The 12,626-nt window shown below is 59.1% G+C and carries 12 protein-coding genes and 1 pseudogene; 5 read left to right on the forward strand and 8 right to left on the reverse strand.

The window, feature by feature from the left end; all coding sequences use genetic code 11:
- Positions 1–142 precede the first annotated feature (142 nt).
- Positions 143–1,087 (forward strand): alpha/beta hydrolase, encoded by a 945-nt coding sequence (locus tag KI231_RS22515; protein WP_103303999.1) that lies wholly within the window; start codon positions 143–145, stop codon positions 1,085–1,087.
- 42 nt (positions 1,088–1,129) lie between these two features.
- On the forward strand, positions 1,130–1,600 hold the full coding sequence (locus KI231_RS22520; RefSeq protein ID WP_003227420.1) for a MaoC family dehydratase: 471 nt from the start codon (positions 1,130–1,132) through the stop codon (positions 1,598–1,600).
- 216 nt (positions 1,601–1,816) lie between these two features.
- Here KI231_RS22520 and KI231_RS22525 read toward each other — a convergent pair whose 3' ends face one another.
- Positions 1,817–2,284, reverse strand: coding sequence for a ferritin-like domain-containing protein (locus tag KI231_RS22525; protein WP_103303998.1), 468 nt, complete (start codon positions 2,282–2,284; stop codon positions 1,817–1,819).
- A 204-nt stretch (positions 2,285–2,488) separates the two neighbouring features.
- Between KI231_RS22525 and KI231_RS22530 the strand changes: the two genes are divergently transcribed.
- Together KI231_RS22530 and KI231_RS22535 are read left to right on the forward strand one after the other, a co-directional pair.
- Positions 2,489–2,725, forward strand: a complete 237-nt coding sequence (locus tag KI231_RS22530; RefSeq protein WP_003227425.1) for a DUF3820 family protein — start codon at positions 2,489–2,491, stop codon at positions 2,723–2,725.
- A 31-nt stretch (positions 2,726–2,756) separates the two neighbouring features.
- Positions 2,757–3,938 carry an aminotransferase class V-fold PLP-dependent enzyme gene (locus KI231_RS22535; RefSeq protein WP_213026385.1) on the forward strand — a complete coding sequence of 394 codons (1,182 nt, stop codon included), beginning with the start codon at positions 2,757–2,759 and terminating at the stop codon, positions 3,936–3,938.
- Between the two features lie 5 nt (positions 3,939–3,943).
- Here the strand turns inward: KI231_RS22535 and KI231_RS22540 are convergent, their stop codons facing one another.
- The 4 genes from KI231_RS22540 to zwf all read right to left on the reverse strand — a co-directional run bounded on the left by KI231_RS22540 (position 3,944) and on the right by zwf (position 7,693).
- Positions 3,944–4,669 carry an intradiol ring-cleavage dioxygenase gene (locus tag KI231_RS22540; RefSeq protein WP_213026386.1) on the reverse strand — a complete coding sequence of 242 codons (726 nt, stop codon included), beginning with the start codon at positions 4,667–4,669 and terminating at the stop codon, positions 3,944–3,946.
- A 174-nt stretch (positions 4,670–4,843) separates the two neighbouring features.
- The gene (locus tag KI231_RS22545; RefSeq protein WP_007969324.1) at positions 4,844–5,509 is read right to left on the reverse strand and encodes a bifunctional 4-hydroxy-2-oxoglutarate aldolase/2-dehydro-3-deoxy-phosphogluconate aldolase; all 666 of its coding nucleotides are present in this window, start codon (positions 5,507–5,509) and stop codon (positions 4,844–4,846) included.
- A 17-nt stretch (positions 5,510–5,526) separates the two neighbouring features.
- The gene (gene pgl / locus KI231_RS22550; protein WP_213026387.1) at positions 5,527–6,240 is read right to left on the reverse strand and encodes a 6-phosphogluconolactonase; all 714 of its coding nucleotides are present in this window, start codon (positions 6,238–6,240) and stop codon (positions 5,527–5,529) included.
- Positions 6,227–7,693, reverse strand: a complete 1,467-nt coding sequence (gene zwf, locus KI231_RS22555; RefSeq protein ID WP_103303994.1) for a glucose-6-phosphate dehydrogenase — start codon at positions 7,691–7,693, stop codon at positions 6,227–6,229. Before zwf ends, pgl begins: the two co-directional genes overlap by 14 nt.
- Positions 7,694–7,919: 226 nt before the next feature.
- Here zwf and KI231_RS22560 point away from each other — a divergent pair, with 226 nt between their 5' ends.
- Positions 7,920–8,780 (forward strand): MurR/RpiR family transcriptional regulator, encoded by an 861-nt coding sequence (locus KI231_RS22560; RefSeq protein WP_177431396.1) that lies wholly within the window; start codon positions 7,920–7,922, stop codon positions 8,778–8,780.
- A 147-nt stretch (positions 8,781–8,927) separates the two neighbouring features.
- Here the strand turns inward: KI231_RS22560 and KI231_RS22565 are convergent.
- The 3 genes and pseudogenes from KI231_RS22565 to KI231_RS22575 form a co-directional block, all read right to left on the reverse strand.
- Positions 8,928–9,781: pseudogene (locus KI231_RS22565) on the reverse strand (D-hexose-6-phosphate mutarotase).
- Between the two features lie 113 nt (positions 9,782–9,894).
- A complete protein-coding gene (locus tag KI231_RS22570) occupies positions 9,895–11,244 on the reverse strand; it encodes a carbohydrate porin (RefSeq protein WP_213026388.1) in 1,350 nt (449 codons plus the stop codon).
- Positions 11,245–11,465: 221 nt separating this feature from the next.
- Positions 11,466–12,626, reverse strand: a complete 1,161-nt coding sequence (locus KI231_RS22575) for an ABC transporter ATP-binding protein (RefSeq protein WP_213026389.1) — start codon at positions 12,624–12,626, stop codon at positions 11,466–11,468.

Genomic DNA, 12,626 nt, shown 5'->3' on the forward strand with positions numbered 1-12,626 from the left:
ACACTAGCAGTTATGGCCAATCAGGCAAATAAGGGCACAGCCGTCATTGATCGTGTGAATCTTCCTGCCGTGGCGTGGGCTGATCGGACGGCGATCAACAGATGCGCTATACAATGCTTCGACTCTGAGCAAAGGAATCGCCATGATCCACGACACCCTATGGCTGGACGCGAGTGACCGCAGCCGCCTCTTCGTCAATCAGTGGCTGCCGGCCGCGCCATTGAAAGCGGTGATTTTGCTGGCCCATGGCATGGCGGAACACAGCGGTCGTTACGCACGGCTCGCCGACACGTTTTGCGACAAAGGCTATGGCGTATACGCGCCGGATCTGCGTGGACATGGCAAAACTGCCGATCACGGCACGCTCGGGCATTTCGCCGATGACGACGGCTGGTGCAAAGTGCTGGGTGACCTGGCCAGCCTCAACCAATACATCGGCCAGCAACATCCCGGCGTCCCGATCATCCTGCTCGGCCACAGCATGGGCAGCTACCTTGCCCAGGGTTATCTACTGCACCACAGCGCCAGCCTGCACGGAGCGATTCTCAGTGGTTCGAACTTTCAACCGGTGGCGCTCTATGGCGCCGCACGGCAGATCGCTCGTGTGGAAAAGCTGCGTCAGGGTGGCAAGGGTCGCAGCGCGTTGATCGAGTGGTTGTCGTTCGGCTCGTTCAACAACAAATTCAAACCGGTGCGCACGCCGTTCGACTGGCTCAGCCGCGATCCGGGCGAGGTAGACAAGTACGCCAGCGATCCGCTGTGCGGCTTTCGCTGCACCAATCAGCTGTGGATCGATTTGCTCGGCGGCTTGCAGCAAATCAGCAAAGCGTCCAATCTCGCCCAGATCGACCCGGGCCTGCCGCTGCTGGTAATCGGCGGCGAATGTGATCCGGTGAGTGAAGGCAAGCGTCTGACTGATCTGGCCAATGCCTTGCGCACGGCCGGCAGCCAAAACCTGCAATTGCAGATCTACCCGCAGGCGCGGCACGAATTGTTCAACGAAACCAACCGCGACGAAGTGATCGCCGATGTGCTGACCTGGATCGACCAGGCCCTGAGCCATCCCCGCCCTCACCGCAGCGAATAACTTTTTGTGGATTCATTTAATCCGTCACAGGAATCAAGACCGATGACCCAGGTTACCAACATCCCTTACGAAGCCCTCGAAGTCGGCCAGACCGCCAGCTACAGCAAGACCGTCGAAGAGCGCGATATCCAGTTGTTCGCCGCAATGTCCGGCGACCACAATCCGGTGCACCTGGACGCCGAATTCGCCGCCGCCAGCATGTTCAAGGAGCGTATCGCTCACGGCATGTTCAGCGGTGCGCTGATCAGTGCGGCGGTGGCGTGCGAGTTGCCTGGGCCGGGCACTATTTATATCGGTCAGCAGATGAGCTTTCAGAAGCCAGTGAAGATCGGTGACACGCTGACAGTGCGCCTGGAAATTCTCGAGAAGCTGCCGAAGTTTCGTGTGCGCATCGCCACTCGTGTGTTCAACCAGCGTGATGAACTTGTGGTGGATGGCGAGGCCGAGATTCTGGCGCCGCGCAAGCAGCAGACCGTGACATTGCCGACGTTGCCGGCGATCAGCATTGGCTGATTGATTTGTGGGGTGAGGGGGAAAGGGAGCCGATCTTCGTGCTTTTCAAAACCTGAGTTCACTTCAGATCGCTCAAGTCGGTGTATCTCCAACATCCACCTCGGTCAGTCACCTCTCCCTCCGGGAGAGGGCCAGGGTGAGGGGCTTCTGCTTCTGCTTTCCCGGACACATAAAAAAACGCCAGACTAGCTGGCGTTTTTTGTGGGCTACGAACGCTTACGAGCGTGCGCGAGCCTGGTTACGCAGGGCTTTCACCTGATCGTGGTTGCGTTGTACGCCATGGTACTGACGCTCAACCAGATCACGAATACCTACCAGGTTGTGCTTGGAAATTTTCTCAAGCGCTTCTTTGTAAGCCTTCAGCGCATGGTCTTCACCGCGCTCGGCTTCGTTGAGCACCGCTTCTTCGTCTTTGCCGGTGAACATGGCTTTGACGTCGACCCAGCGACGGTGCAGGTCACCGCTGACGCTGGTGGAAGTTTCCGGATCGCCGCCCAGTTTGCGAACTTCCGCTTGCAGTTCAGCAGCGGCAGTGGCGCAGTCGGCAGAGCGAGTCACGAACAGGGTTTTCAGTTCAGGATGCTTGATGTCTTCAGCGCAAGTCTTGAACCCTTCCTGACCGTCCTTGCTGGTTTCAATCAGGTCATTGAGTACAGAGATGGCTTCTTTGTTTACGTCGGTCATTTTTCAATTCCTTGCGATCGGTTGAAGATGCAAGGGATATTGCAGAGTGCGTGCCAGCTTTTTCGCTGATAGTAAATCCTTATTTATCAACGACTTATAGATAATTGAACTATCTGTATTACGGTTATTTGCATGATCTGTCATTTGGCCTGCATGCAGAATGCCTGTATTTTCCAGTTTGATTTTGAATCCAGACGAAACCCGATGAATCCCGAAAAACTCGAACTGCTGATCACCCGTGAAATGCCCTTCGGAAAATACAAGGGCCGGATCATTGCCGACCTGCCGGGGCCTTACTTGAACTGGTTCGCCCGTGAAGGTTTTCCCCACGGCGAACTCGGTGGCTTGTTGGCATTGATGCAGGAGATCGACCACAACGGCCTGTCCGACTTGCTCGAACCGCTACGCGCCAAACACGGCAAACCTGCCCCGCGCCACTGAAGCGCCCTCCTCTATTTGAGCCCTGTCGATCATGCCCGATAACACCCGCCGCGCCCGAGACGAAGCCTTCTGGCGAACGTTCGCTGATCGTTATGACGCTCACCCAGGCCCCGTGAACCTGGAAAACGGTTACTTCGGGCGCATGTCGCGCACGGTGATCGAGGAGTACCAACGCAACATCGAGCTGATCAACAACAGCAACTCGGTGTATGTGCGCCAACGCTTCGAGCAGCACGATAACCTCGACATCCGCGCGCAACTGGCCGAGTTGATTGGCGTGCGTGCGCAGAGCGTTGCCTTCACCCGCAATGCCACTGAAGGCCTGCAATCGTTGATCCGTAACTACAACCGCCTGCAACCGGGCGATCAGGTGCTGATCAGCGACCTCGAATACGACACGGTCAAAGGCGCCATGCGCTGGCTGGCCAGACATCGCGGTGTCGAGGTGATCGAGATCGCTCACACGCATCCGGCCAGTTTCGACAGTCTGCTGGAGACGTATCGCGAGACTTTTGTCCGTCATCCGCAGCTCAAGCTGATGGCGCTGACCCATGTGACCCATCGCACCGGTCTGGTGATGCCGGTGCAGGCGATTGCGGCAATGGCCAAGGAACATGGCGTCGATATCATCCTCGACGGCGCACACGCCCTCGGTCAGTTGGAATTCGACCTCGAAGCCATGGGCATCGCGTTCGCCGGCTATAACCTGCACAAATGGATCGGCGCACCGCTGACCCTGGGCTTTCTTTATATCGCCCCGCAACGCCTGGCCGACATTGATCCGGACATGGGCGAGATGCACTACCCGAGCAATGACATCCGGGCTCGCACGTCCTACAGCACCCCCAATATTCCGGCGCTGATGAGCCTGCCGCTGGTGTTCGAGGAGCACCGATCACTGGGTGGGGCGGCGGCCAAAGGTGCGCGGCTCAACTACCTGCGCAATCTGTGGGTCAGCGCCGTACGGCACTTGCCGGGCATCGAGGTGATGACTCCGGACGACGCGCGTCTGTACTGCGGCATCACCGCGATGCGCTTCACTCGCCACGACGACCAACAGGTGATGGCCGAGCGGCTACTGAAAGACCATAACCTGTTCACCGTGGTGCGCACCGGTGCAGCGTGCGGGCCGTGTATCCGTATTACCCCGGGACTGACCACCACCGCGACCGATATGCAGTTTCTGACCCGCGCGCTGAACGAGCTGCGCTGAGACGGTTAGACAGTGTACTTGTCGAAGTCCTCGGGTTTGATCTGCGACGACGCCGCAAAGGTGTCGATGCCGATGGTCAGATGGCCGAAGTAGCCGTCCTCGTGCGAGTCACGGCCGATCGGCCAGACCGTCAGGATTGATGCTTCACCGTTCTGCCCGGCATAGAGGCTGTCTTCGATGTTTTGCAGCGGAGATGAAGCGCGCCCGCGATAGGCTTGTGCGTTGAGCACGGAACGTGAAACCACCTCGGGAAAGAACAATTGGCCGACCCAGGCGACGTTGCGTTCTTCCAGGTATTCGTTGCCGGCAACGATGCGCACCGCCACATGGATGTGCAGCGCGCGGCCGGCGTAGAAGCCGGGATAGATGGTGGTAAACCGCGCTCGCCCCTTGTGATCGCAGAACTGGCTGCCACGCAGGTAAGTGTCATCGTCCGTGCGCGGGATCGAACCGATGGCCTCGACATCGACCTCGGTGTCCGGGTCGAGCCGGCTCCAGCCGGAGTAGGCGCCTCGTGCATTGCAATGCCAGATGTCCACCAGAGCGCCGTTGACGGGCTCGCCGGTCATCGCATCGACAATGGTCAGGCGCAGGATCAGCGGCAAGCCTTCAGCGCCTTCGCTGATGTTGCGACGCAAGAGTTTGGGATTGCGAAAATACGGCCCGGCAATTTGTTCGGGGGCCAATTGATAAACCGGTTGTGGCGATGAGGCGGAGAAGTCTCGATCCATGACACGTGCTCTCTTCCATAAGAAGCACGCAGATTAGCGCCGGAAAAAACCGCTTGTGCGGTAACTATGTATCGCGGGATGTATTCGCCACTTTTTTCGGGGCAAAAAAAAAACGGTGCACCGACCAAGCGCACCGTAAAGCCGTAGAACACACAACGAAGTGTAAGGTTGCTATCAGTCCAGCAGCGCCAACGCCTCGGCGGTGCATTCCTGAATACGGGCCCAGTCGCCGTTCTTGATCCACTCCGGATCAAGCATCCAGCTACCGCCCACGCACATGACGTTTTTCAGCGCCATGTAGCTCTTGATGTTGGCCGGGCCGACGCCGCCGGTCGGGCAGAATTTCACTTCACCGAACGGGCCGCCAAGGGCTTTGATTGCCGCCACGCCACCGCTGACTTCAGCCGGGAACAGTTTGAAACGACGATAGCCCAGACCATAGCCTTCCATGATGCCGGAGGCGTTGCTGATACCCGGCAACAGCGGAATCGGGCTGTCGACACTGGCTTCGAGCAAGTCGCGGGTGATGCCCGGGGTGACGATGAATTGCGAACCCGCCGCCTCAGCCGCTGCGAGCATGTTGCGATCGAGCACGGTGCCGGCACCGGTGACCAGTTCCGGACGCTGCTCGCGCAGGATCTGGATCGCCTTGAGGCCGAACTGCGAACGCAGGGTCACTTCCAGCGCGGTCAGGCCACCGGCAGCGAGGGCGTCGGCCAGTGGCAGCACGTCCTGTTCGCGAGCGATGGTGATCACCGGCAGGATCCGCGCCTTGGCGCAGAGGCTGTCGATCAGGGCAACTTTGTCCGCCATGGAAACGGTCGGGGATGGGGTTGTCATAGCGGCTGTTCCTTGGCTCATGGGCACCAGTAAATCTCTAACGTAGGTTGCAGAAACGCGCGAACCGGCATGGCCGCGACGTCGTCGGATGCCAGTGCGGCATTCAGGGTGGTCAGTTTTGATTGACCGGAAATCGACAGAATCTTGTGCTTCGCCGACGCCAACAACGCACGGCTCATGGTCAGGCGCTGACGCGGCACGCTCGGCGCGAGCATCGGCCAGCAACGGCGCGTGCCGTCAGCTTGCAGCGCTTCGGCCAGGTTCGGGCTGTCGGGGAACAGCGACGCGGTGTGACCGTCATCGCCCATGCCCAGCACCAGGACGTCAATCGGCGGCAACTCGGCGAGCAAACGGTCGGCCTGTTCAGCAGCCTGCTCGACGTTGGCCGCCGCGCTATAAAGGCTGAGAAACTGCGCCTTGGCTGCCGGACCTTTGAGCAGATATTGCTTGAGCAGGCCGGCATTGCTGTCGGCGTGTTCAACCGGTACCCAGCGTTCGTCGGCGAGGGTGACGACGACCTTCGACCATTCCAGTTCCTGCTTGGCCAGGTGCTGGAAAAAAGCCACCGGACTGCGACCGCCGGACACCACCAGCACGGCATTGCCGCGTGCAGCAATGGCCTCGCTCAATTGCTTGGCCACATTCAGCGCCAGACCTTCAGCCAACAGCACCGGGCTCTTGAATTCGTGAGCATTCACGCCCGCAGGCAGTTTCACATCAGATATCGCCATACCACGACCTCCCGTCCCGCGTGATCAATGCAATGGAGCTCATCGGCCCCCACGAACCGGCCGCGTACGGCTTGGGCGCGTCACCGGATTTTTTCCACCCGGCGATCAGCTGGTCACACCACTTCCACGCGGCTTCGATTTCATCTTTACGGACAAACAGGTTCTGATTGCCGTTCATCACTTCCAGCAACAACCGCTCGTAGGCATCGGGGATCCGCGCGCTACGCCAGGTGTCGGAGAAATTCAGTTGCAGCGGGCCGCTGCGCAGTTGCATGCCTTTGTCCAGGCCCTGCTCTTTGGTCATCACACGCAGCGAAATACCTTCGTCCGGTTGCAGGCGGATGATCAGTTTGTTGCTGATCTGCAGGCGCTGCTCAGGGGCGAAGATGTAGTGCGACGGTTCTTTGAAGTGGATGACGATCTGCGACAGTTTCTGCGGCATGCGCTTGCCAGTGCGCAGGTAGAACGGCACGCCGGCCCAGCGCCAGTTGCGGATGTCGGCACGCAGGGCAACGAAGGTTTCGGTGTCGCTCTGGGTGTTGGAGTTCGGTTCTTCAAGGTAACCCGGTACGGATTTGCCTTCGCTGTGGCCGGCGATGTACTGGCCGCGCACAACCTGAGTGGTCAGGCCTTCCGGGCTGATCGGTGCCAGCGCCTTGAGCACTTTTACTTTCTCGTCACGGATGCTGTCGGCGGACAGGTCGGCCGGCGGGTCCATGGCGATCAGGCAGAGCAACTGCAACAGGTGATTCTGGATCATGTCGCGCAGTTGGCCGGCCTTGTCGAAGTAACCCCAACGGCCCTCGATGCCAACCTTCTCGGCCACGGTGATTTCCACGTGGGAGATGTAATTCTGGTTCCACTGGGTTTCGAACAGGCTGTTGGCGAAACGCAGGGCGATCAGGTTCTGGACGGTCTCTTTGCCCAGGTAGTGGTCGATGCGGTAAGTGCGGTTCTCCGGGAAGAACTGCGCCACGGCGTCATTCACTTTGCGCGAGGATTCCAGATCGGAGCCGATCGGTTTTTCCAGGACCACGCGGGTGTTTTCTGCCAGACCGACTTTCGCCAGGTTTTCGCAGATCGCGCCGTACACCGCTGCCGGCGTGGCGAAGTAAGCAATCATGCGTTGCGCGCTGCCGGCCAGTTCGGCCAGCGCGACGTAATCTTCAGCCTTGAGGAAGTCGACGTGCAGATAAGTCAGGCGCGCGAGAAAACGCTCGGCGACGGCTTCGTCCAGTTCCTTGCCGACGTAACGGCGCAGTTCGGCGGCGATGAACGCCATGTGCTGCTGCTCGCTGCCTTCTTCACGGGCCAACGCGATGATGCGCGTGTCCTCGTGCAACAGGTCGGCGCCATCGAGGTGATAAAGGGCAGGAAACAGCTTGCGCAGGGCCAGATCGCCAAGCGCGCCGAACAAGGCAAAGGTGCACGGTTCAACCGTAATCGAAGGCATGATGTTTGTTCTTTTATCAAGTTAAGCTACAAATACCTTTTTTCAAGGCATCACTCAAGGGAAAATGTAGTAATAACCACAACATTTTCGCAAAATACAGATTCCGAGTGGTGGTCGGTCGGAGCCATCAGTAGGATAGGCCACCGTCACGGGCCATATCAAAGGCCCAATTTGCATAGCCCGGCGCACCTTTGCGCAGGTGAATTAGGAATTCCATATGGACCGCGTGCGAAATTTACTGGAACAGATCCAGAGTCGCCTTGAAGACCTGAACAAGGCCGAACGCAAAGTCGCCCAGGTGATCCTGCTCAACCCGCAGCAGGCCACCCGCTTCAGCATTGCCGCCCTCGCCCAGGCGGCGTCGGTGAGCGAACCGACGGTCAATCGCTTCTGCCGTTCGTTCGGTGTCAGCGGCTATCCCGAACTGAAACTGCAACTGGCGCAGAGCCTGGCCAGCGGCGCGGCGTATGTCAGCCGTGCGGTGGAAGCCGATGACAATCCCGAGGCCTACACGCAGAAGATTTTCGGCAGCGCCATCGCGTCCCTGGACAGTGCTTGCCAGGCGCTGGACCCGAACCTGATCAGCCGCGCCGTCGACCTGTTGATTCAGGCGCGGCAGATTCACTTCTTCGGCCTCGGCGCTTCGGCACCGGTGGCGCTGGATGCGCAGCACAAGTTTTTCCGCTTCAACCTGGCGGTCACTGCGCATGCCGATGTGCTGATGCAGCGGATGATTGCTTCGGTGGCGCACACCGGTGAGTTGTTCGTGATCATTTCCTACACCGGGCGCACTCGTGAGCTGGTGGAAGTGGCGCGTATCGCTCGCGAGAATGGCGCTTCGGTGCTGGGTCTGACGGCGGAGAATTCGCCGCTGGCCAAGGCCAGTACGCTGAGCCTGAACATTCCGCTGCCGGAAGACACCGACATTTATATGCCGATGACTTCGCGGATCATTCAGTTGACCGTGCTGGATGTGCTGGCAACCGGGATGACGTTGCGTCGTGGGGTGGATTTCCAGCCGCATCTGCGCAAGATCAAAGAGAGTTTGAATGCGAGCCGGTATCCCGTGGGTGACGAGTTCAACTGAGGCCTGATGAATCTGTATTGAATGGTCCGGCCTCATCGCTGGCAAGCCAGCTCCCACAGTGTCCGCGCCGAACATTAAATTTGCGAACACCCATAAAACCTGTGGGAGCTGGCTTGCCAGCGATGGGGCCAGCAGTAACTACATAATCTAAGCCCCAGCCCACGCCTGCAAACTCAAATGCGCCTTCTCCCCCGGCGCCAAGTGCAGGCTATCAGTGCCCCCGCCGCCGCTTCCACACACACAAACTCCGAGATCTCATCCCAGCTCACGCCCAACAATGGCCGTGAGCCCGGATGCCACACCACCGTGTCCGCGCTGTCGCCAGTATCAATGCACAACTCGCGTTGCCAGGCGTGATCCTTGAGCTGTAATTCACCGTCGTGCTGGAACACCCGCTGGCAACCACCATCGACCCGTAACTCGCCTTCCTGCTGGCAAACTTCACGATTCAACTGGTCGTAACCCTGCGCGCCTTCGAGCCCAGACAGCGCTATCTCGCTGACATCACCAATACGCCAGTAAGCGTGCAAAGCCTGGCTCATCTGGCACGGCATGTCGTCCTGATGCTCGGTGCTCAGGCGTAATTCCATGCGTTCACCCAAATGTGCGTGCAGGTCGACCTGCCAATCGCACAGCTGCAATTGCCAATGCAGACGCACGCCATCTTCGGCGCTGCTGCTGTCGAGCAACTTCCAGTCGAGCAGGCGCGCCCAGCCATGGGACGGCCAGGCGTTTTCGCTCGGATGGCGGCCATACCACGGCCAGCACACCGGCACGCCGCCACGAATGGCGCCGACATGCGGCCACTTCGCCGCACACCACAACCACGGCTTTTGCCCACGCGGTTGAAAGTGCAGCAACTGCGCGCCCTGACGACTGAACACCGCCTGACACAGCGGATGATCGATCACCAACACGTCGCGCATCTGATAGCGCTCCCAGGCGAACACCGGTTGTTCACGCAGGGATTTGAAGAAGCGTTGTAGCGGATGCTCATGCATTTGCCACGGTTCCGAATTCATCTATTACGGGGATTGCCGCCCCTCAAAAAAAAGCGGACAGCCTTGGCTGTCCGCAAATATGCGCACATAGAGAGGAGCTTATCGCAGACGCGTTAGAACGTAGACTGAATTTTCAGGCCAGCGACCAAAGCGTTGTCCACTGCATCCACACCGCCCGGATGCGTGATGTATTGCAGGTTAGGACGCACGGTCAGCCAATTGGTAACGTGGATGCCGTAGTTGAGCTCGTAGTTGTATTCGGTTTCACGAATCGGCGAGAACACCGGGTTGTCGTAATCCGAAACACCGTTGGAGGCGTTCAGCAGCTCCGCGTTTTTCTTCACGTCATCGTTGACGTGGATACGCGCCGCGCCGATACCGATGTCATCTTTCGGACGTGCGTCGAACGGGCCTTTGTAGACGAACATCACCGACTGATAGTTGTCGATGAAGTTGGTGTCCTTGTCGTGGAACGTGGCGTTGGCGGCGATGTTCAGACCGCGAGTCGCATCACCGTTGTGGCTGGTGAGTTGCTGTTGCGCGACGAACCAGTAGCCGTGTTTGCTGCTGTGGGTCTTGTAGGCGTCGCCAGTCTCTGCCGCGTTGAGACCGTTGACGTCTTCACGGACGTCGCTGGCATCAGCGGTGCTCTTGTAGTAACCGACACGGTATTCGCCCGGCAGGCTGTTGACCTTCGGCGACCAGACCAATTCGACCGGCAACACAGTACCGGCGGTGCCGCTGCCACTGAGTTTGAAGCCGTTGCCGTGTTCCAGCTGCGACGGGTTCTGGTTGTACGCACCGATCTGCGCGTAGAGCTCGTCGTTGATGTTGTACTTCACGCGGATCGCGGCCTGGCTGACTGGCCAGTTGTACCAGATGTTGGTCGCCCAGTTACCCACTTGCGAGCCGCAGAACGCCAGGTTCTGGAAGTCGCACGGGAAGGTGTTGAAGTCTTCGCCTTCGCCGAAGTAACCGGCCTTGACGTCGAGTTTGTTGTCGAAGAACTGGTGCTGAATCCACAACTGGGTCAGACGCACCATGTGGCCACGGCCGTAGACTTCTTGCGAAGAACTCAAGGTGCCGGCACGCGGATCGCCCACGCGGTCGTTGGAGATGTTGTAGCCGTTACGGTTGGTCAGCTGGATCTTGGCCTGAGTGTTGTCCCAGCCCCACAGCTTTTGCAGATCGAGTGCCACACCCAGACCGAACTGGTCGGCGTAACGCGCAGTCTTGTCGTTGTCGTAACCACCGTGCAGGTTGCCACCGACTTCCCCTACGTAGTCGGCCTTGATGTCGATACCCTGCTCGATCAGCTTGGTCCGCTCACCACCCCAGTCGCCGGTCATCCATTTGGAATCGGAGCTGAAGGCATCCGCGGCCATCGCGTTACCAGCCAGCACCAATGCTGCCGCGGCGGAGATTTGGCAGATCAACCGGGCATTGACGTGTTTCTTTTTCATCCCTACATCCTCGTCTTTATTGTTATTAACTGTTTTTTTCCAACGTGGTTTACATAATTTGCGATGGATTACAGGCAATCCACCGCGTGCTCCCCTGTGGAATCCGCCCCCTGTGGGAGCTGGCTTGCCAGCGATGGCATCGACTTGGCTCGACGACAAACCGAGTGGCCTGCATCGCTGGCAAGCCAGCTCCCACATGACCGTATTCCTGCATTGATTTCTTAGCGGCCCTTGAATTGCGCCACGTTCGCAGACCGCGCATCGGTCTGTGGTTGGGCCGCAACGCCCAAACGCTCGCCAGTCTTGGCATCGAACAGCAGCACTTTCGACGGATCGAATTGCAGCGTCAGGCTCTCGCCCACCTGCGGCGCCACGTCCGGCGCCAGACGGCAGCAGACCTTGGTGTCGTTCAGGTTGACGAATACCAGCGTGTCCGGCCCGGTCGGCTCGGTGACTTGCACTTCAGCCTTGATGCTCGGCAGGCCGTTGCCCTCGCCGTTCGCCAGAACAATCTGCTCCGGGCGCAGGCCGAGGATCACTTCGCGATCTTCGAGACCGGCGTCCTGCATGCCCATCGGCAATTCGCAGCGCGCCTGGCCACTGTCGAGCAGTGCCAGCAGACGACCGTCCTTGCGTTGCAGACGCAGCGGAATGAAGTTCATTGGCGGCGAGCCGATGAAGCTCGCCACGAACAGGTTGGCCGGGTCGTTGTAGATGTCTTTCGGCGTGCCGAACTGCTGAATGATGCCGTCCTTCATCACCGCCACTTTGTCACCCAGAGTCATCGCTTCGATCTGGTCGTGGGTCACGTAGACCGTGGTGGTTTTCAGGCGCTGGTGCATCAGTTTCATTTCGGTACGCATCTCGACGCGCAGCTTGGCGTCGAGGTTGGACAGCGGTTCATCGAACAGATAAATCTTCGGCCGCCGCGCCAGTGCCCGGCCCATCGCCACGCGCTGTTGCTGACCACCGGAAAGCTGTCCCGGCTTGCGGTTGAGCAGGTGTTCGATCTGCAGCAGCTTGGCCACGCGTGCGACTTCTTCGTCGATCTCCGACTGCGGCATCTTGCGAATTTTCAGACCGAACTCGATGTTCTCGCGCACGCTCATGGTCGGGTACAGCGCATAGGACTGGAACACCATGGCGATGTCGCGATCCTTCGGACTCATGCCACTGACGTCCTGGTCGCCGATCATGATCGCGCCACCGGTGATGGTTTCCAGGCCGGCAATGCAGTTCATCAGGGTCGACTTGCCGCAGCCCGACGGGCCGACAAGGATCAGGAACTCACCGTCCTTGATCGACAGTTCGATGTTCTTCAGGGTGTCCGGCAGGCCGGCACCGTAGGTCTTGTTGACGTTGCGAAGTTCGAGCGTAGCCAT

Source organism: Pseudomonas sp. Seg1 (assembly GCF_018326005.1).
Taxonomy (GTDB): domain Bacteria; phylum Pseudomonadota; class Gammaproteobacteria; order Pseudomonadales; family Pseudomonadaceae; genus Aquipseudomonas.